This is a genomic window from Cupriavidus sp. 05N40, from assembly GCF_056397305.1.
In genome coordinates this window covers 1-19,675 of record NZ_JBFTND010000091.1, presented here as the reverse complement: position 1 = coordinate 19,675, position 19,675 = coordinate 1, and the positions used below count along the sequence as shown (strand labels likewise).

General features: G+C 67.7%; 17 protein-coding genes and 2 pseudogenes. 12 read left to right on the top strand and 7 right to left on the bottom strand.

The window, feature by feature from the left end; genetic code table 11:
- Positions 1-232 precede the first annotated feature (232 nt).
- The gene (gene msrA, locus AC1DO7_RS21455) at positions 233-751 is read left to right on the top strand and encodes a peptide-methionine (S)-S-oxide reductase MsrA (RefSeq protein WP_441619826.1); all 519 of its coding nucleotides are present in this window, start codon (positions 233-235) and stop codon (positions 749-751) included.
- A 118-nt stretch (positions 752-869) separates the two neighbouring features.
- Here the strand turns inward: msrA and AC1DO7_RS21450 are convergent, their stop codons facing one another.
- Positions 870-1,700: a DNA-binding transcriptional regulator gene (locus tag AC1DO7_RS21450; RefSeq protein WP_441619824.1), complete on the bottom strand. Its 831-nt coding sequence runs from the start codon at positions 1,698-1,700 to the stop codon at positions 870-872.
- Positions 1,701-1,852: 152 nt separating this feature from the next.
- On the opposite strand from AC1DO7_RS21450, the gene AC1DO7_RS21445 reads away from it, so the two are divergent.
- The 6 genes and pseudogenes from AC1DO7_RS21445 to AC1DO7_RS21420 form a co-directional block, all read left to right on the top strand.
- Positions 1,853-2,782, top strand: coding sequence for an alpha/beta fold hydrolase (locus AC1DO7_RS21445; protein WP_441619822.1), 930 nt, complete (start codon positions 1,853-1,855; stop codon positions 2,780-2,782).
- A gap of 23 nt (positions 2,783-2,805) precedes the next feature.
- Positions 2,806-4,671, top strand: coding sequence for a bifunctional 3-(3-hydroxy-phenyl)propionate/3-hydroxycinnamic acid hydroxylase (locus AC1DO7_RS21440; protein WP_441619820.1), 1,866 nt, complete (start codon positions 2,806-2,808; stop codon positions 4,669-4,671).
- Positions 4,668-5,675, top strand: a complete 1,008-nt coding sequence (locus AC1DO7_RS21435; protein WP_441619818.1) for a 3-carboxyethylcatechol 2,3-dioxygenase — start codon at positions 4,668-4,670, stop codon at positions 5,673-5,675. Before AC1DO7_RS21440 ends, AC1DO7_RS21435 begins: the two co-directional genes overlap by 4 nt.
- Positions 5,659-6,459, top strand: a complete 801-nt coding sequence (gene mhpD / locus AC1DO7_RS21430; protein WP_477116541.1) for a 2-keto-4-pentenoate hydratase — start codon at positions 5,659-5,661, stop codon at positions 6,457-6,459. Before AC1DO7_RS21435 ends, mhpD begins: the two co-directional genes overlap by 17 nt.
- A 130-nt stretch (positions 6,460-6,589) precedes the next feature.
- The gene (locus AC1DO7_RS21425) at positions 6,590-7,600 is read left to right on the top strand and encodes a Bug family tripartite tricarboxylate transporter substrate binding protein (RefSeq protein ID WP_441619814.1); all 1,011 of its coding nucleotides are present in this window, start codon (positions 6,590-6,592) and stop codon (positions 7,598-7,600) included.
- 70 nt (positions 7,601-7,670) lie between these two features.
- A pseudogene (locus AC1DO7_RS21420) lies at positions 7,671-7,799 on the top strand (4-hydroxy-2-oxovalerate aldolase); the annotation flags it as partial.
- A gap of 186 nt (positions 7,800-7,985) precedes the next feature.
- Here AC1DO7_RS21420 and AC1DO7_RS21415 read toward each other — a convergent pair.
- Positions 7,986-9,062 (bottom strand): porin, encoded by a 1,077-nt coding sequence (locus tag AC1DO7_RS21415; protein WP_441619812.1) that lies wholly within the window; start codon positions 9,060-9,062, stop codon positions 7,986-7,988.
- 293 nt (positions 9,063-9,355) lie between these two features.
- On the opposite strand from AC1DO7_RS21415, the gene AC1DO7_RS21410 reads away from it, so the two are divergent.
- Positions 9,356-10,651 carry a tetratricopeptide repeat protein gene (locus AC1DO7_RS21410; RefSeq protein ID WP_441619810.1) on the top strand — a complete coding sequence of 432 codons (1,296 nt, stop codon included), beginning with the start codon at positions 9,356-9,358 and terminating at the stop codon, positions 10,649-10,651.
- A 73-nt stretch (positions 10,652-10,724) separates the two neighbouring features.
- On the opposite strand, the gene AC1DO7_RS21405 is transcribed toward AC1DO7_RS21410, so the two are convergent.
- Positions 10,725-11,441, bottom strand: coding sequence for a TetR/AcrR family transcriptional regulator (locus tag AC1DO7_RS21405; RefSeq protein WP_441619808.1), 717 nt, complete (start codon positions 11,439-11,441; stop codon positions 10,725-10,727).
- Positions 11,442-11,595: 154 nt separating this feature from the next.
- The gene (locus AC1DO7_RS21400) at positions 11,596-12,489 is read right to left on the bottom strand and encodes a LysR family transcriptional regulator (protein WP_441619806.1); all 894 of its coding nucleotides are present in this window, start codon (positions 12,487-12,489) and stop codon (positions 11,596-11,598) included.
- An 86-nt stretch (positions 12,490-12,575) separates the two neighbouring features.
- On the opposite strand from AC1DO7_RS21400, the gene AC1DO7_RS21395 reads away from it, so the two are divergent.
- The 4 genes and pseudogenes from AC1DO7_RS21395 to AC1DO7_RS21380 all read left to right on the top strand — a co-directional run.
- Positions 12,576-13,352: an NAD(P)H-dependent oxidoreductase gene (locus tag AC1DO7_RS21395; RefSeq protein WP_441619804.1), complete on the top strand. Its 777-nt coding sequence runs from the start codon at positions 12,576-12,578 to the stop codon at positions 13,350-13,352.
- 264 nt (positions 13,353-13,616) lie between these two features.
- Complete coding sequence (locus AC1DO7_RS21390) at positions 13,617-13,964, top strand: DUF4148 domain-containing protein (RefSeq protein ID WP_441619802.1); 348 nt, start codon at positions 13,617-13,619, stop codon at positions 13,962-13,964.
- A gap of 363 nt (positions 13,965-14,327) precedes the next feature.
- Positions 14,328-15,122, top strand: a complete 795-nt coding sequence (locus AC1DO7_RS21385; RefSeq protein WP_441619800.1) for an alpha/beta fold hydrolase — start codon at positions 14,328-14,330, stop codon at positions 15,120-15,122.
- A 355-nt stretch (positions 15,123-15,477) separates the two neighbouring features.
- Positions 15,478-16,401 (top strand): annotated as a pseudogene (locus tag AC1DO7_RS21380) (heavy metal sensor histidine kinase); the annotation flags it as partial.
- On the opposite strand, the gene AC1DO7_RS21375 reads toward AC1DO7_RS21380, so the two are convergent.
- The 3 genes from AC1DO7_RS21375 to AC1DO7_RS21365 all read right to left on the bottom strand — a co-directional run.
- Positions 16,376-17,860, bottom strand: a complete 1,485-nt coding sequence (locus AC1DO7_RS21375; protein ID WP_441619798.1) for an efflux transporter outer membrane subunit — start codon at positions 17,858-17,860, stop codon at positions 16,376-16,378. The pseudogene AC1DO7_RS21380 and the gene AC1DO7_RS21375 sit on opposite strands and share 26 nt — an antisense overlap.
- The gene (locus AC1DO7_RS21370) at positions 17,857-19,125 is read right to left on the bottom strand and encodes an efflux RND transporter periplasmic adaptor subunit (protein WP_441619796.1); all 1,269 of its coding nucleotides are present in this window, start codon (positions 19,123-19,125) and stop codon (positions 17,857-17,859) included. Before AC1DO7_RS21370 ends, AC1DO7_RS21375 begins: the two co-directional genes overlap by 4 nt.
- A partial coding sequence (locus AC1DO7_RS21365; protein ID WP_477116540.1) for an efflux RND transporter permease subunit occupies positions 19,122-19,675 on the bottom strand: 554 nt, incomplete at its 5' end. The genes AC1DO7_RS21370 and AC1DO7_RS21365, both read right to left, overlap by 4 nt.

The window sequence follows — 19,675 nt, the reverse complement described above, 5'->3', positions numbered from 1 at the left end:
GCCGGGCTCCGCACTCCATGCGGGGGATTCATGGTCATCTCCGTTTGCTGTGGCTTGTGCATGGCTGGCCGGGGGCGTCGCCGAAGGCGCGCTGCCGCCATGCTATCCGGATCGAGCAAGAGGCGTGCCACGAAAGAGGTGGCCGCGGCGGGGGGCGGGAGGGCCGGCAGAAAGCCGTCCGGCGTGAGATCATGGCCGCCTGTTTTCTCAACTTCGGCAAGGGGAGTATCGAATGACCATGGCAAAGGAAAAAGCCATCCTTGCGGGCGGCTGCTTCTGGGGCATGCAGGATTTGCTGCGCCGCTATCCCGGCGTGCTCGCCACGCGCGTCGGCTATAGCGGCGGCGACGTCGCCAACGCTACCTACAGGAGCCACGGCACGCATGCCGAGGCGATCGAGATCGTCTTCGATCCGCAGAAGATCAGCTACCGCCAGATCCTGGAATTCTTCTTCCAGATCCATGACCCGACCACGCGCAACCGTCAGGGCAACGATGTCGGCACGAGCTATCGCTCGGCGATCTTCTACGCGGACGACAAGCAGAAGCAGGTAGCCGAAGCCACCATCGCGGATGTCGACGCGTCGGGAGTCTGGCCGGGCAAGGTCGCAACGGAACTGGCCCCGGCGGGACCGTTCTGGGAGGCGGAGCCGGAACACCAGGATTACCTCGAACGCTACCCTTCGGGCTATACCTGTCACTTCGTCCGGCCGAACTGGCGGCTGCCGGCAAAGGCCGGGGCCGGCGGCTGAGGCCGCGGCTACAGATACAGCTACGGCACCTTCAGGCGCATGAAGAACCGTGAAGGTGCATGAAGGCGGCCCAGGGCGCCTTTGCGAAGGCCGCCGGGCCGGCATGGGTGCGTGGCACTCAGTCGGCTTCGCCGCGGCGCAGGACTTCGCCTAGCGCGGCTTCGATCTTCGCCGCGATTTCCTGAAGCGGCCCGGCAAAACGCCGGATGGCTTCCTGCGCGTCGATGGCAGCCGACAGATACACGACATTGAGGCTGCCCAGCACGCGCTCGCCGTGCCGCAGCGGTACGGCCAGCCCGCCGATCTTCCTTTGCTCGGCCCAGTCGCCGCGATTGGTGCTGAAGCCGTCGGCACGCACGCGTTCCACCAGCTTGCGTATGAAGACTGCATCGTTGGCCAGGGCGGCCTGTTCGGCACCGCCCGCGCCCGCACGCAACATGTTCAGCATGTTCTCGCGCTGGACCTCGCTGCAGTAGGCCAGGTAGGCACGCCCGGCCGACGTCAGCAGCAGCGGCAACCGCCGCCCCACCATGGCGCGGTGGAACGACAGCGGACTGAAGCGATGCGTGGTCTCGCGGATGATCATCGCGTCCCCGTCCGGCGTGACAAGGTCCGAAGGCCACGCCACGCGCTGCAGGAGTTCTCCCATCAGCGGCGCGGCCACCGTCGAGATCCACTCGTCATCGGTGAACCCTTCGCTCAGCCCGCGCACCTGCAGCGTCAGCCGGTAGCTTTCATCGGAATCGCTGCGCCTCACCAGGCCTTCGGTCATCAGCGTCTCCAGCAGGCGGCGCACCGTGGTGCGGTGCAGGCCGGTTTGCTCGCTGAGTTGCTGCGCGGTGGCGCGCCCGCTCTCCATGCGGTTGAGCGCCTGCAATACCGCCAGCCCGCGCGACAGGCCGCGCACGCTGGCATACGTCGAAGATCTTGCCGTTGTCGAGACAGGCACAAAAATCCTTTATAAATCAACGATGTGCATTCCTTGCACATGTTGAACGTTTTTTTGTCGCCTGACAAGCCGGTCACTAGACTCGCTTCATCACACAGATCAGCAAGTTCAGCGGCCGCCCGGGCCGACATGACGATAAATCAGGAGCAAAGATGTCCAATGCCGTTTCCCCCGCTGTCAATCCGTCCACCGCCCGACTGCCGTACGAGAGCATCTGGGGCGAGTTGCGCGGCGTCACCTTCAGCCAGGGCTGGCTCGACGCAAACGGAATCCGCACGCGTTACCTGCACGCAGGCAGCGACGACAAGCCCGCGCTGATCCTGCTGCATGGCGTCGGCGGCCATGCCGAAGCTTATGTGCGCAACCTGCAGGCGCATGCCGGGCACTTCAATGTGTGGGCCATCGACATGATCGGCCACGGCTGGACGGACAAGCCCGATGGCCCGCGCGAGGTGTCGGCCTACGTCGATCACGTGATCGGCGTGCTCGATACCCTGGGCATCGGGCGCGCGTCGTTCTCCGGCGAGTCGCTGGGCGGCTGGGTGGCATCGCGCCTGGCGATCGATCATCCGGAGCGCGTCGAGCGGCTGGTGCTGAACACGGCGGGCGGCTCGCAGGCCGATCCGGTCGTCATGGAGCGGCTCAAGACGCTGTCGATGCGTGCCGTGGAAGACCCCGGCTGGGACTTCATCAAGGCACGCGTGGAATGGCTGATGGCCGACAAGCGCAAGGCCTTCGACGACCTGATCGCCACGCGCCAGGCCATCTATGCCCAGCCCGGCATGGTCGAGGCCCAGCGCGGCAACATGGTGCTGCAGGACATGGAAACGCGACAGCGCAATATCCTGCGCGCGCAGGACTACGGCCGCATCCAGGCACCCACGCTGGTGCTGTGGACCTCCGACGATCCCACCGCCGACGTGTCCGAAGGACGCCGCATCGCGACCATGATCCCGGGCGCGCTGTTCACCGTGATGGACGGCTGCGGGCACTGGCCGCAGTTCGAGGATGCCGAGACCTTCAACCGCATCCATCTCAACTTCCTGCAGGGCAGGGCGGTGCCGGAAGCGACCACCGTCTGACCTGAAAAAAGCAAGGAGGAGACATGAGCAACGCCATCGAGATGGCGGCGGGAGACGGCCGCCCCCAGGATCTGACGACTGACGTGGCCATCATCGGCGCCGGCCCGGTCGGACTGATGATCGCCAATATCCTCGGCCTGCAGGGCGTGCGCGTCGCGCTGGTCGAGAAGCTCGACGAGATCATCGACTACCCCCGCGCGATCGGCCTCGACGACGAGGCCCTGCGCGTGTTCCAGTCGGTGGGTCTGGCCGAAGTGCTGCTGCCGCATACGACACCGCACCACTGGATGCGCTTCGTCACGCCGGGCGGCCGCTGCTTTGCCTCGATCGAGCCCCGCACCGATGAATTCGGCTGGTCGCGCCGCAATGCCTTTATCCAGCCGCTGGCCGATCGCGTGCTCTACGAAGGGCTGGCGCGCTTCCCGCACGTCAGGATCCTGTTTGGCCAGACCGTGTCCGGCTTCACCCAGGACAACAGCGGCGTGACGATACGCACGACCGGTGCCACGGGCGCCGAAACGGTGCTGCGCGCGGGTTACCTGGTGGGCGCGGATGGCGGCAACAGCTTCGTGCGGCGCAGCCTCGATATTCCGTTCGAGGGCCGCACCAAGCCGAACCAGTGGATCGTCGTCGACGTGCGCAACGATCCGATCGGCACGCCCCATATCTATATGCATTGCGATCCGGAGCGCCCCTATGTGTCCGCGGCGCTGCCCCATGGCGTGCGCCGCTTCGAGTTCATGGTGATGCCGGGCGAAACCGAGGAAGAGTTGTCGAGGCCGGAGAACCTGGCCGCGCTGATGCGCAAGCTGGTACCGGAGCCGGACAAGGTCGACTACATCCGCAAGCGCGTCTACACGCACAACGCCCGCCTGGCACGCAGCTTCCGCTCCGGGCGCGTGCTGCTGGCCGGCGACGCGGCCCACATCATGCCGGTGTGGCAGGGGCAGGGCTACAACAGCGGCATCCGCGATGCGGCCAACGTGGCCTGGAAGCTTGCGATGGTGGTCAAGGGCCAGGCGCAGGAGCGCCTGCTCGATACCTATGGCATGGAGCGGCGCGCGCACGCCCGCTCGATGATCCACCTGTCCGAGGTGGCGGGAGACATCTTCGCCCCGGCCAGCCGCACGGGTGCGCGCCTGCGCGACGGGTTCACGCGGGTCATGAACGCCTTCCCGCCGGTCAAGCAGTATTTCGTGGAGATGCGCTTCAAGCCGATGCCGCGCTATGAAAGCGGGGTGGTGCTGTTGCCCGAGCGCGATGCCGCGCCGGGTTTCCTGGCGCGGCGCCTGGAGCGCGCCGGCAACTCGGCATTGGGCCGCCTGCTCGGACTGATGTGCGAGAAGCGCGAGTCGCTGGTCGGGCGCATCGTGCACGGCCGCGATCCGGCCGGCAACTCGCCGGTGGGCCGGATGTTCATCCAGCCGATGGTGCGCACGGAGCAGGGAAGCGTCATGCGCCTGGACGACGTGATCGGCAACCGCCTCGCCATCGTCGGCTGGGGCACCGATCCCACCTTTGGCCTGACGCCGCAGGCACGGGTGGTGTGGGAGCGGCTCGGTGCCTGCTTCGTGATCGCCAAGCCCGACCCGCAACTGGCCTACCGCGCCGACGTTCCGCCCGGGGTCATCGCCGTGGGGGACGTCCAGGGCCGGCTCAAGGACTGGTTCGGCAGGCAGCCCCATGCCATGGTGCTGCTCAGGCCGGACCGCTTCGTCGCCGGGACGTGCTCGCCGCAGGAGGTGTCGCAGTCGATCATGGCGCTGGCCGACAAGCTGGCGCTGGTGCCCGCCGCCGGCACGGCGCACGCGGACGGCGCGTGCCTGCCCGCGCGCGGCATGGCGCCGGATGGCCAGGTCCTGGCGCTCGCCGGAGGGAGCCCGGCATGACGATCCATCTGGAGTGCCTTTCGCACACGCCGCTGCACGGTTATTTCGACCCGGACCCGGCCATCGTCGCCGAGGTGGAGGCGGTGCAGGCGGCAGCGCGCGCCCGCGTCCGGGCCTTTGATCCGGAACTGGTGATCGCCTTCGCGCCCGACCACTACAACGGTTTCTTCTACGACGTGATGCCGCCGTTCTGCATTGGCGCGGCGGCCACCGCGATCGGCGATTTCAAGAGCCTGGCCGGGCCGCTCGACGTGCCGCGCCAGACCGCGCTGGCGCTGGCCGATGCGGTGCTGGCCGCCGATATCGATGTCGCCGTGTCGTACCGCATGCAGGTCGACCACGGCTGCGCGCAGGCGCTGGAGGTCCTGACCGGCGGCCTCGACCGCTATCCCGTCATCCCGGTCTTTATCAATTCCGTCGCGCCGCCGATGGCCTCGTGCCGGCGGGCACGCTTGCTGGGTGACGCGATCGGGCGGTTTGCCGGGCGCCTGGGCAAGCGGGTCCTGGTGATCGGATCGGGCGGCATCTCGCACGAGCCGCCGGTACCCGAGATCGAGCCCGCCATCGCCGCGGGCCACGCAGAGAACGTCGAACGGCTGATCGCGGGGCGCAATCCTTCGCCCGAATCCCGCGCCGCCCGGCAGGCACGCACCATCGCCGCCGCCAGCGCATTCTGCGCGGGCGACAGTGCGCTGCACGCGCTCAATCCCGAGTGGGACCGGGCCTTCCTTGCCTTGCTGGCCAGGCGCGAGCTGACGGCGGTAGACGGCATGACCGACGAGGCCATCACGCGCGAGGGCGGCAAGTCCGCGCACGAGATCCGCACCTGGATCGCGGCCTTCGGCGCGCTGGCGGCGGGCGGGCGCTACCAGGCCGAGATCGACTACTACCGTCCGATCCCGGAATGGATCGCCGGCTTTGGTGTCATGCACGGCCGCTGCGCCACGCAAGCGGCATCTCTTCATCAACCCGAACGCTTCGATTGCCATGCAAATGACCACTAGCCAGCAGACCGTACTCGCGCTCGCCGAGCGCCTGCGCCGCGCGGAAGCCGACCGCGTCCCCATCGGGCCCTTGCGCGACGAGATCGCGGGCGGCGGTGCCGGTGTCGCCTACGCGATCCAGCGCGCCAACGTCGACGCCTGGCGCGAGCAGGGCCGCCGCGTGATCGGGCGCAAGATCGGCCTGACCTCGCTGGCGGTCCAGCGCCAGCTGGGCGTCGACCAGCCGGACTTCGGCACCTTGTTCGCCGACATGGTCTATGGCGACGACGAACCCATTCCCGTGGCCCGCACCCTGCAACCCAAGGCCGAGGCCGAGGTGGCGCTGGTGCTCAAGCACGACGTGCCCGCCATCGACGCGACGCTGGTCGATCTCATCAATGCGGTCGACTATGTGCTGCCCGCCATCGAGGTGGTCGGCAGCCGCATCGACAAATGGAATATCTCCTACGTCGACACCGTGGCGGACAACGCTTCCAGCGGGCTGGTGGTGCTGGGTGCGGTCCCGGTGCCGCTGGCGGGCCTGGACCTGAAGACCGTGCAGATGGAGATGTTCCGCGCGGATACGCGGGTATCGGCCGGCACCGGTTCAGACTGCCTCGGCCATCCGCTCAACGCCGCGGTATGGCTTGCCCGCAAGCTGGCATCGCTGGGCGATCCGCTGCGCGCCGGGGACCTGATCCTGACCGGGGCGCTTGGCCCGATGGTGGCGGTGGAACCCGGGCAGGTCTACGAAGCACGCATCGCCGGCGTCGGCACCGTTCGCGCCCGCTYCGCGCAAGACTGATCCCCGGCCTTCGCCTAGATTCGCCGGGATTCACCGGGAACCCCGCAGCAGCTTCACYTCGCAACACCCTCATCACGGGCACAGAGGCCGCGGTAGCGGCTCGCCCGACCAAAACGACAGGAGACAAGCCGTGCAGACCCAGACCCAGACCCTGACCCAGACTCTGAGCCTCAAGCCGCTCTTGCTGAGCGCCATCGTCGCCACCGTCGCTTCGCTGGCCGCGCCCCTGGCCATGGCAGACACCTATCCGAGCCGGCCAGTCACCCTGGTCGTGCCGTTCCCCGCCGGCGGCGTCACCGACATGATTGCGCGCCAGCTCGCGCAGCAGATGCAGACCGGCCTGGGCAAACCGGTGGTGGTGGAGAACCGGCCGGGCGGCGGCGGGCAGATTGCCGCGCAGGCGGTCAAGCGCGCCGAGGCGGACGGCTACACGGTCTTCATCGGCGCCACCGAGATGTTCGCCATCAACCCGGGCCTGTACCGCAACTTCTCCTATGATCCGCTGAAGGACTTCAAGCCGGTCACCGCGCTGGCCGGCTCGCCGCTGGTGCTCGTGGTGCCGGTGGGCAGCCCCGTGAATTCGGTGAGCGACCTGGTCCAGCTCTCGCGCAGCAAAGGCAGCGGCGTGAACTATGCCTCCCAGGGCATCGGCTCGATCGGCCACCTGCTTGGCGGCCTGTTCGCCGACAAGTCCGGCGGCCACCTGACCCATGTCGCCTACAAGGGCTCCGCTCCCGCCTTGCAGGACGTGATGGCCGGCCAGGTGGACATGATGTTCGATCCCGTCATCACCACCTCGCCGCTTATCAAGGGCGGCAAGGTCAAGCCGCTGGCGATCGCGTCGCAGCGGCGCTCCGCCCAGTTGCCCGAGGTCAAGACGCTGTCGGAGCTGGGTGTCAAGGGGCTCGACGCGGGGGTCTGGTTCGGCATGGTGGTCAAGGCCGGCACGCCCGACGCCATCATCAGCCGACTGAACGAGGAAGCGCTCAAGGCGCTGAAATCGCCGGAAATCGTCAGGCGCTTCACCGATCAGGGCCTCGAGCCCATGCCCATGACACCGCCGCAGTTCGGCGCCTTCCTCAACAGCGAAAACGCGCGCTGGGCGCCGCTGGTCAAGGCCAGCGGGGCCAGCGTCGAGTAAGCCCTGGCGGAGAATCCACGATGACACGCAAGCTCAAGGCCGCCATCGTCGTTCAGGCAATATCGGCACCGACCTGATGGTCGAACCGGGGCGGCGCGGGATGGTGGGCGGGCAGGAGGACATGATCGTCGACGTGGCGCTCGACCTGCTCGAAGGGCGTGCTGGCGGCGAAGGTGCCGGCTCGCGTCGCGCAGCCTGAACCGGGCAATGGTGCCGTGGGCGGCGCGTCTGTCGGGCGGACGCGTTCGCGCTGCGGCGATGCCAGGAAAAAAGGCCGGCATGCATGCCGGCCAAACGTCCTTGCACCCGGTAAGGAAATGACAAGGTCGATATGATCTTTGGCGGCGGGCCCCGAAAGCCCCGCCGGGTCATGCCGCCGCAGGCATCAGAAGCGGTGACGCATGCCAAGCATGGCGCCGGTCTGGTTCTGGCCCGCGATCGTGTTGGTCGCGCTKGTCACGCCGTAGCTTGCCTTGCCCTTGTTGTTCACGTAGCCGAGCAGCAGGTAGGCGTCGGTCCGCTTGGACAGTGCATAGTCGGCGTTGATCACGAACATCCACGAATCGTTGTTGTCCTTGCGGGCATCGGTGTAGTACGCCGCACCGGTCAGGCTGAGGGCCGGCGTCAGCTTGTACAGCGCGCCAAGCCAGTACAGGTTGTCCTGCCGGGTGACGTTGGCAGTGGTGGCATCGTCGCGCAGCCAGCGGTAGCCGGCGAACAGCTTGGCATTGCCGAACGCATAGGCGCCGCCGATGGCGACACGCTTGGCGGCGGCGCCGGAAGTGGCGACGCTGCTGCCCTGGTACTGGTCATAGGCGATACCCACCGAAGCCGGGCCATTCTCATACGCCAGGCCGCCGCCAAAGTTCTTGCCGACCTGGAAGCTCCCCGGGACTTCGCCGCCGTTGGCCACATTGCTGTCCCGGCCGAAGCTGTAGAAGCCGGTGGCGGTGAGGCCGCCGAACCTGCCGGTGTACTTGACGGCGTTGTCGGCACGGCCGTTGAAGCCCTGGGTATCGACCGAGTTGAGCGAGTAGCTGGTGCCGACGGCCATCGGGTCGTAGGCGCCGAACAGGTCGTACAGCGAGTTTTGCTGGCGGCCCAGTGCCACGGTGCCGAAGTTGCCTTGCAGGCCGACATAGGCCTGACGGCCGAACAGGCGGCTGCCCTGGCCGGATTTGCCGGTGTCGAGGTCGATGCCGCTTTCCAGCACGAAGATGCCCTTCAGGTTGTTGCCGAGGTCTTCGGTGCCACGGATGCCCCAGCGCGAACCGGAGAGGCCGCCGGAGGTAACGCCGGTGACCGACCCGCCACCGTTGGCGCCTTGTACATGGCTCTGGAAGCTGATGCCGGCATCGGCAATGCCGTAGAGCGTCACCGCGGAAGCGGCCTGGGCGAAGGCGGACCCGGAGGCGGTGCAAGCTGCCGCAATTGCGGCAAAAGCGAGGAGATTTTTTTTCACGGACATTCTCGGTTTCTATTTGAGCGAGTAGTTGCCTGCTGCCTCTGGCAGCGAGCGGAGGCGTTCCACCCGTATGGCTCCGAGAGATTAAGACGTCTATGTGACAGCAATAAGTAAATGGTTATGAAAAATACAAACACATTGTTTCTTTAAGTGAAACTATGTGACCGCACGCCATCCGCTTCCGCAACGCACCTCCGGCGCACCTCCGGCGGCCCGGTCCCGGCCCCGGTTCTTGCCTGCCAAAGAGGGACCGGCTAGTGTGAGGTAGACCCAGGCCGGGAGAGGGCATCATGCTGGAAGACAGATACGGGCTGACACTGACAACGACATCGACGGCCGCCCGGGACGCCTATGTGGCGGGCGTGGATAGCGTGCTCTCAGGGGTGGCGGGGTACCGGGAGTCCCTGGGGCAGGCCATCGCGGCCGATCCCCGCCTGGCGCTGGCGCACGCCGCCCAGGCGCGCGGCATGTTCCTGGACGCAGAGATCGCGCCCGCGCGCGAGGCCGCCGGCCGGGCGCGCGAGCTGGCGGCCAATGCCTCGGCGCGCGAGCAGAGCCATGTGAACGTCATCAGCCTCGGCGTGGAGGGCAAGCCCGCGCAGGCGATGCAGGCCATGCTGGCGCATTTGCAGGCCTGGCCGCGCGATGCGATGGTGCTGGCGCCGGCTACCAGCGTGTTCGGCCTCTATGGCTTCAGCGGCGATCCGGACCACGAAGAGCAGCTCTACCAACTGCTGGCCTCGCTGGCGCCAGCCTATGGCCAGGACTGGTGGTTCGACGCGGTATATTCGTTCGCCGCCTGCGAAACCGGGCGGCTGGAACAGGCATGGACGCTGATCGAGCACAGCTTTGCCGCCAATTCCCGCAACGCCCACGCCGCGCATTTCCGGGCTCACGTGATGTACGAGCGCGGCGAGACGGCCGCGCTGCTGGACCACCTGGAAGGCTGGCTGCCGGCGCTGCCCAAGCGCAGCCTGACACACTGCCATCTGTCATGGCACGTAGCGCTGGCGGCGCTGGCGGCGGGACGGCTCGAGCGCGCCTGGGAGGCCTATCGCGCCGGCGTCCATCCGGGCGGCGCGTGGGGCCCGCCGATCAATGTCGTCACCGACGCGGCGTCTTTCCTGTGGCGCGCCGAGCTTGCCGGCGAGCCGAGAAACGCAACGCTGTGGAATGAAGTCCATGCGCACGCGCTGCGTTCATTTCCCAAGGCCGGGCTGGGCTATGCCGACGTGCACGCGCTGATTGCCTGCGTGGTCCATGGCGACAGCGTCTGCCTCGAGCGACGCCTCGCGGAGATCCGTCAGCGCATCGCCGAGAACCTGTACCCGCCCGGCGAGGTGGTCGTCGCCCTGGCCGACGGCTTTGCTGCCTACGCAGCCGGGGACTGGAACGGCGCGATCCGGCACCTGGAGCGCGCCTTGCCGCAAACGGTGAGGATCGGCGGCAGCCGCGCCCAGCGCGACCTGGTGGAGCTGACGCTGGTCTCTGCGTTTATCAAGGACGGCAGGGCGGACGAGGCCAGCGCATTGATCGGCCGCCGCGACGTGAGGCACCCCGTGGTCGGCGTTGCGGGGTACGGCTGAGCATGGCACGCCTTCCTGCCTGACGCTCAACGCTCGGCGCGCCTGGCGCAAGTGCCGGCGCGCACAGCGTTCGCTAGGACCGCGCGGCGGCCCGCTGCCGTGTCCGCGGCTTCGCGGCAGCGGCGGGCGCCGCCGCGGCGCTGGCCGCTGCCTTCTCCCTGCCCGCGGCCAGCAATCCCGTCAATACGAACTGCTGCACGCCTTGCCGCCATTGCGCCAGCGCGACCTTGGGCCGCGTGGTGGGCCCGGTGGGCTTGGCGCTGAAGAACATGCCGACGCCRTGCATGGCGGACCAGGCGCAGCGCACCATCATGTCGTCGAACTGCTCCGCGAGGCCGTTTTCTTCGAAGTAATCCTGCACCGCCCCAAACAGGAGCTGGTACGACGCGCTGCCCGCTTCGAGCAGTTCGGGATAGTTCTCCTTGCCGACGATCTGCGGGCCGAACATCAGGTAGAACAGGGCCGGATGCCTGACGGCGAATTCGATGTAGCCGTCCATGACCGTCAGCAGCCGCTCCCCGGCGGCCATCTCGGGCGACAGCCGGGCCCGCCGCACGGCGACCAGCTCGCGGAATCCATCGGCGGCAATCGCGGCAAGCAGGCCTTCCTTGTCGGCGAACTGATTGCGTGGCGCGCCGTGGGAGACGCCGGCGAGCCTGGCAGCCGAGCGTAGCGTCAGTCCATGCACGCCTTCGGATGCCAGGATCTCCCTGCCGCAGCGGATCATCTCTTCGCGCAGGTTGCCATGGTGGTAGCTCTGGCGGGGCGGGGGTGGGCTAGCGTTTGTCATGGTGTTGCCGTTTGCGGTGTCGTCAGGCCTCCATGTTAGCGCCAATGGGCATTGCCGCAGGAAAGTCCCCGGCCAGCCAGGGAGCCGTCTGGCGACCCGGCGCCTGCTGTCGCGGCAAGCCTCTCCCTACCCGGCATGCCAGGCATTGCACGGACTACACCGAACTTGCGATGTGCTCGCGCAGCCATTGATGCGCGGGGTCGCGATGGGAGCGCTCATGCCAGAGCATGGACATCTCGTAGCCAGGTACTTCGAGAGGTGGCTCGACAACCCGCAGTGCAGGGTTGTCGCGAACCAGGCGCGCAGGCAGCATCGCCACGAGATCGGTGCTCGCCAGCACCGACATCAGGAACAGGAAGTGCGGAACGGAAAGCACAACCCGGCGCGTCAGGCCGGCCTCCGAGAGCGCCTCGTCCGTGATGCCGCGGAAGCCCCCGCCATCCGGCGACACGATGGCGTGATCGAGTCCGCGGAATTGCGAAAGCGTTGGCCGCCTTCTCAGGCGCGGATGGCCGGCGCGGCCAGCCAGCACATACCGCTCCGTGAAGAGCGCGCGGCAACGCAAGCCCGACGGCGCCTCGTCGCTGGTATGGAACGCGAGATCGATCTCCCCCTGTTCCGCTTGCCTGGCGATGCGCGAGGGCGCGAGCTCGAGCACGGCAAGCCGGGCGCCGGGCGCCGCCGAACGCAGCCCGGCCAGGGCAGGCAGCAGGACTGTCGATTCGCTGTAGTCGGATGCGGCAACGCGCCAGGTATGACTGGACCCGGCCGGATCGAAGGGGCTGGCGGGCGACACCGCGCGATCCAGCGCAGCCAGTGCCTGCCGCAACGGTTCGCGTAGCTCCTCGGCCCTGGCGGTGGGGCGCATCCCGCGTGGCCCCGGCAGCAGCAATGGATCCGCGAAGATATCCCTGAGCTTGGCGAGATGGACGCTGACCGATGGCTGGGAGAAATTCAGGCGTTGCGCGGCGCGCGTCACGTTGTGCTCCGAGAGCAGGACATCAAGCGTCACCAGCAGGTTGAGGTCCAGCCGTCGCAGATTATTCATCGTAATACCTGGAATATTGATTATTCATTTCCAATATACCTGACAAAGGCCTACCTTGCGATCTTCCAGCAACGGAGGCTACTGCCATGAATGTTCTGCTCGTCTATGCCCATCCCGAACCCAGGTCGYTGAATGGCTCGCTCAAGGATTTCTCGGTCAGGCGACTTGAGGATGCCGGGCACCTCGTCCAGGTGTCGGATCTGTACGCAATGAAGTGGAAGGCATCGCTTGACGCGGCCGACAGCATGGACGGGCAGGGCGATGCCCGCTTTGACCCGGCCCTCGATTCCAGGCGCGCATTCGAGAATGGCCGGCAGAGCGAAGACATCGCGCTCGAACAGGACAAGCTGCGGTGGGCGGATGCCGTCATTCTGCAATTCCCCCTGTGGTGGTTTTCGATGCCCGCCATCCTGAAGGGCTGGGTGGAGCGCACCTATGCGTACGGCTTCGGCTATGGCGTGGGCGAGCACTCCGACGCCCGCTGGGGCGACCGCTACGGGGAAGGCACGCTGGCCGGAAAACGGGCGATGCTGATCGTCACGGCGGGCGGATGGGAGTCTCACTACGGCCCGCGCGGTATCAATGGCCCGATGGATGATGTGTTGTTCCCCATTCAGCATGGAGTGCTGTACTACCCCGGCTTCGACGTCCTGCCACCGTTCGTGGTCTACCGGACAAGCCGGATGGACGAAGCCCGGTTCGCAGGGATCCGCGACGCGCTAGGGCAACGTCTGGACGATCTCTGGAAGACCGCGCCGATACCATTTCGCCCGCAGAACGCGGGCGCATACGACATCCCGGAACTCACGCTGCGACCGGATATTTCACCCGATCGGTCCGGCTTCGCGGCGCACCTCGCATAGCGCTTGCCGACGCGTCAGCGTTCCGGCCGGGGGCGTCCCGGCCGGCTGGCTGGCATTCCAGACGCCGGAACCGGCGCAAAGTGCTTGACTCGTTGTGTCGCGTTCCTGTGGGACTGCGCGGGCGAACGTGACGGGATTGTAATGAGTTGGTCAGGAAGAGGTCAGTGGGCGAAACCAATACTGGGTACAGCTTTTCATCATCTCGATAAAAGCGCCGCGGCTCCGGCGGTACCGGGCGATCCCTACTGATAGAGGTAAATCATCATGAAAGCACTCGTTCGCACCGTACTGATTTCCTGCGCCCTGGCGGTGCCGGCCCTGTCCTTCGCGCAAAGCGTGCAGGCGCCCCTGACCCGCGCCGAAGTGCGCGCCGATCTGATCCGGCTGGAACAGGCAGGCTACCGGCCGGGCGGCGGCGACGACCCGACCTATCCCCAGGACATCCAGGCCGCCGAAGCCAAGGTGCAGGCAGAAGATGCGGCGGCGGCCAGGACGGCGGCAAACACGCAACCGCAGGCGCAGAGCCATCTGCAGGCGAACGCCAGCATGCGGATGAGCGCCGGCCAGCCGCGCATCGATGCCGTGCGCAACCCCTTCTATTACGGCGCGTAATGCGCCGGCACAAGTGCTGCCAGCATGCGCCGGCGACGGCGGGCGGGTCGTGAACATCCCGCCGGGCTGGCAGCCGCGCCGCCTTCCCCGGCATCGCCGCGCATGCGCGCCGAGGGTCCTGACACCTTCGTATAGGACGCCGAGACTTCGGGCTGGCCCGGGCGCGGCCGGCTCAGATCCCGGTCATACGGACAAGCTGTCCTGCGTGCGCCGGCATCATCCGAAGGTATCGGGAGATGCAACCAGGGTGCGCCGGGGCAGTCCGTTGGTAGGTATTGGCCCCGGGATCTTGCCGGCTTAGATTTCATTCGCGGCTGCGGTGTGCATGTCCGTTTTCCCAGTCATCGTCCAAAGGAGTCTCACGTGAAAATTTCGTCTCATGTCGCATCGGTCCTGGCAGTGTCCGCTTGCTTCCTTGCATCGGCCAGCGCAATGGCACAGGATGCCAGGACGCCCCACGCGCCGGTCAGGAATATCGTTCTGGTCCACGGTGCCTGGGTGGATGGGTCTGGCTGGAAGCCGGTCTATGACATCCTGACAAAGGACGGCTTCCACGTCAGCCTGGTGCAGGAACCGTTGACCTCGCTTGAAGACGATGTCGCGGCGGCCAAGCGTGTCCTCGACCTGCAGAACGGGCCGACGATCCTGGTGGGCCACAGCTATGGCGGCTCGGTCATCACCGAAGCCGGGGTGCACCCGAACGTGGCCGGACTGGTCTACGTCGCCGCGCATGCGCCGGATGTCGGCGAGGACGAGGCGGCGCTTGGCAAAGGCAAGCCCAGCTTCACGTCGAAACAGGCCGGCGCCATCGGCAAGACCGACGACGGCTACACGTACCTGAACCCGGCTGTCTTTGCGAAGGACTTCGCTGCGGATCTGCCGCGCAAGACGGCCGAGTTCGAAGCACACGCCCAGATCCTGACGGCCGCCAAGGTCTTCGGCGCGCCGATGACCGCGGCCGCGTGGAAGACCAAGCCGAGCTGGGGCATCGTGGCCGCCGACGACAAGATCATCAATCCGGATCTGGAGCGCTGGTATTACACGCGTGCGCAGAGCCACATGACGGTCATCGCCGGCGCGAGCCACTCGGTGTATGAGTCGCGCCCGAAGGAAGTCGCCGCTGTCATCGAGGAGGCGGCCAGGCACGCCGCGCTGTGATCCCCGGGGACGGAGCCATCGACAGCCTGCAGATGCGACCATGAGGTCCGGGCGCGTGGCCGCTTTCTGCGCGATCGCCCTGAAGCCATCGAATTCGGCCGTCCCTATTTCGCCGGAGCGGACCGGCTCGCCGATGTGCCTTCTTCCATGCATGGCCCCGGCTCCACGCCATCAGCGATCTGTGGCCTATACGTACATATGATTCCACCCGGCAACCGCGGCACATAAGATGCTGGCAAAGGGTTGGGCGTAACCGCGATCGGTGCGCCAGCCCGATGCTCAGCCAGGTCGAGGTAGTCGCTTGTACAACAATCAGAGCTTGCAAAGGAAGGAAATCGCCCCGCTTTCCAGGGCTTGGGAACTGCTGGACCGCTACCGCCACCGGCTCTACCTGGCCGGCATCGGCGGTGCCCTGCTGGCCTTCCTGATGGGCTTCCTGCTGATCCGCGAGTYTCTCAAGCCGCTCGCCGAGATCGCGCACCACGCGCTGGCGGTGACGGTGGCGCGCCTGAACACCCGTCTCGACGTGCCACACGCGCCGCGCGAACTCGATGTCCTGCAGAATGCGCTCAACGCCATGCTGGGTCGTCTCGACCACGGCTTCGCGCGTTTGTCGCAATACACCGCCGACCTTGCGCATGATCTGCGCACACCCCTCGCCAACCTGCGCGGCACCGCCGAGGTGGCCCTGGCGCGCCCGCGCACGGCCGACGAATACCAGGCCGCGCTGGAATCCAACCTGGAAGAGTGCGGTCGCCTGGAGCGCATGATCAGCAACGTGCTGCTCTTGGCGCGCACCGAACATCCCGAGTTCGTGGTGCAGCAGCAGGAATTCGAAGTGCCGGCGGAGCTGGCGCGGATCGCCGACTACTTCGAAGGCGTGGCCGAGGACGCTGGCGTGAAACTGCAGGTGGGCGGCCACGCGCACCTGCGCGCCGACGTGGAACTGTTCCGCCGCGCCATTGGCAATCTGCTTGCCAACGCCATCCGCTACACCCCGCGCGGCAGCGGGATTTCGCTGTCCGCCACGACCGGCGCGCAGGTCGTGATGGTCACCGTGGCCAACGCCGGCACCCCCATCGACCGCGCCTTGCTCGAGCGCATCTTCGACCGTTTCTACTGCGTCGATCCCGCGCGCAGTTCCAGCCAGCGTGCCACCGGCTCGGCCGGCCTGGGCCTCGCCATCGTGCGCAACATCATGCATCTGCACCGTGGCAGCGTGCGCGCCGAGAGCGATGCCGCCGGCACGCGCTTCATCCTGAGCTTCCCGGCGCCGTAGCCGCCGGGTCTTGCCAGCCGCCGCCGAGCGCCTTGAGCAGCCGTACGCTGGACTGCATGCGCCGTCCCTGCACCTGGACCAGCGTGCGCTGGTGATCCAGCGCCAGGGTCTGTGTCGTGACCACGTCCAGGTAGCTGGCGGCACCGGCCTGGTAGCGGTTGTTCGTCAAGGCCAGCGAGCGCGCGGCGGCCTCGCTGGCGCGCTGTTCGCTATCGGCCTCGTGCGCCAGGCCCTGCAGCGCGGACAGATTGTCTTCCACATCCTGGAAGGCGGCTAGTACGGTCTGGCGGTATCCGGCCACGCCGGCATCATAGGCGGCGGTGGCGCCCGCCAGCTCGGCCTTGCGCCGGCCGCCGTCGAACAGCGTGCCGACCAGTTGCGGGCCAAGCGCCCAGAACAGGCTGGGCGCGCCCAGCCATGGCGCGAAGAAGGAGCTTTCCAGTCCGGCGCCGGCCGACAGCGCGAGAGTGGGAAAGAAGGCGGCGTGGGCTTCGCCGATTCTGGCGTTGGCCGCCGCCACGCGGCGCTCGGCGCCAGCGATGTCGGGCCGGCGCTGCAGCAGTTGCGATGGCAGCCCCACCGGAATGTCGGGCACGCGCAGCGGGCCGGCCTGCGGCGGCAACGAGAAGCTCGATGCCGGCGTTCCGGTGAGCGCGGCAATGGCGTGTTCCAGCGTCTGGCGCTGGATCGCGAGCTCGTCGGCCTGGCTGCGCGTACCCTCCACCTGCAACTGGGCCTGGGCTACCGCGGCGTCGTCTGCCGCGCCGATGCGCTCCTGCGACTGCACCATCGCCAGCGCGGCGGTGTAGGCCTGCAGGGAGGCATCGAGCAACTGCCTTTGCAGGTCCAGGGCGCGCAGGCCGAAGTAGTCGACTGCCAGTTCACTGCTGACTGCCAGTCGCATCGCCTCCAGGTCTGCCTGGCTTGCCTGTGCGTCGGCATGAGCCGCATCGGTGGCGCTGGCCACGCGACCGAACAGATCGGGCTCCCACGAAGCGGACAGCGCGGTGCTGTAGTCGTTGACGGTCTTGCCGGCAAGCGAGTGCCCCAGTACGTTCTGCGAAGTGCGCGCGCGTGCCACGGCTACGCCGGCGGCGACCTGGGGGAAGAAGGCGGCACGCTGTACGTTCACCATGGCGCGGGCCTGCTGCAGCCGCGCCGCGGCCTGCTTCAGGTTCTGGTTGGAGACCTGGACCCTGTCCTCCAGCGCATCGAGGCCGGGTTCCTGGAACACGGCCCACCAGCTTCCGCGCGCAACCATGTCGGCCGGCACCGCCACCGCCCAGCCCTTGTCCGCGCCCGCGGCACCTGAGAAATGCGCCGGCACGGCGGTTGCGGGCGGATGGTAGACCGGTGCCGAGGCACAGCCGGCCAGGGCGCATATCACGCAGGCAGCGATGGCCTCGCGCGCCAGGCGCCACGAACGCGGTGCGCGCGACGGCATTGATGATGTCTTCATGGCGCTCTCCCTGGTCCCTGTCGCCGGGCGGCGGCGACCGCCGCTGCCTTGGCTGGCGGCATCGCCGCGGGCGTTGCCGTATCCGTGGCGCCGGCGGCGACGACATGCACCGCCTCGCCCGCGCCGATGGCGTCGCCCGGGTTGTTGATGACGCGATCCGTGCCGCTGATGCCCGCCACGACTTCGACATAGGTGCCAAAGTCGCGCCCGAGCGTGACGCTGCGCAGCGCAACCTTGTTGTCGCTGCCGGCAATCGCGACGATGACGCCCGCGGGCCGGAACAGCAGCGCGCTGACTGGCAGCTGAAGGGCCGGCATGGCCGATCGCAGCATCAGGTGGGCCTCGGCGAAGGCGCCGGGCAGCAAGGTGCCGTCAGCGTTGTCGACATCCACTTCGGCGCGCAGCGTGCGCGTAGCCGGATCGAGCGAATCGGTGGTGCGTGCCACGCGCGCGGCAAAGCGGCGGCCGGGATAGTCCTGCACGGTCAGGTAGGCCGGCGTCTGCGGCGTCACGGCGGCCGCGGCGGATTGCGGCACGTCGACGAACACGCGCAGGGTCTGGGTCTGCTGAATATGGAACAGCTCGCCCTGGGCACCGGCCACGCCCGGAGTGCCGCTGGCCGTGACCAGGGCCCCCACGTCCACGCGGCGGGCGGTGATCACGCCATCGAATGGCGCCTTGACTTGCTCGTAGGAGACCAGCTCCTGCAACCGCGCCACATTGGCCCGGGCCGAGGCCAGCAGCGCGCCCCTGGTGGCCAGGTCGGCCTGCTTGGTGTCGGCGTCCTGCCGGGAGACCGAGTGGGTCTGCACCATCTCTTGCCAGCGCTGCGCGGTGACCTTGGCCAGGTCCAGGGCGGCCTGCGCCGAGGCCAGGTCCGCCACCGCCTGCCGCAGCTGCGCGTCCAGCTCTGGCGTGCGGATCACCGCCAGTAACTGGCCGGCCTTGACGCGAGCGCCGATGTCGGCATACCAGCGGTCGACAAAGCCGCTGGTGCGCGCGTAGATGGCGGCGTCGGCATACGGCATCACCGAGCCTGGCAACAGCAGCGCCTGCTCGGCGGGCGCCGGGTGCGGCGTCACCACCGACACGTCGACGGCATTCTGTGCGGTGACCTGGCGCGCCAGCACGGTGCCGGCGCGCAGCCGTGGCACGATGCCGGCCGCCAGCAGCAACGCCACCCCACCGGCCAGCAGCGTGGGTGCCAGCCACGCGCGCCGGCGGGATGCGGTTTGGGGCGGGCAGCCCTCGTTTGGCGTGTTCATGAAGACTCCTTGGATTGCTGTTGGGGCGTAGCGGTGAGCGCGGTGCCAGCGCCGGCGACAGGCCCGGCCGCCGGCGCGCCTTTGCGCCTGGCCAGCCAGGCATGCACCGCGCCAAATACCACTGGTACGAACATGAGCGTGGACACGGTTCCGAATGCCAGCCCGCCGATGACGGCGCGGCCGAGCGGGGCGTTCTGCTCGCCGCCGTCGCCAAGGCCCAGCGCCATCGGGAGCATCCCGATCAGCATGGCCAGCGCGGTCATTAGCACCGGCCGGAAGCGGGCGAAGCCGGCGTGCAGGGCGGCCTCGGGCGGGGCCATGCCGCCCTGCATCGCGTCCCGCGCCGCGTTGATCACCAGGATGCTGTTGGCGGTGGCAATGCCGATGCACAGGATGGTGCCGGTCAGCGCCGGCACGCTCAGCGTGGTGCCGGTGGAGAACAGCATCCAGGCGATGCCCGCCAGCGACGCCGGCAACCCGCTGACGATGACGAACGGATCGATCCACGACTGGAAGTTCACCACCATCAGCAGGTCCACCATCAGCAGGT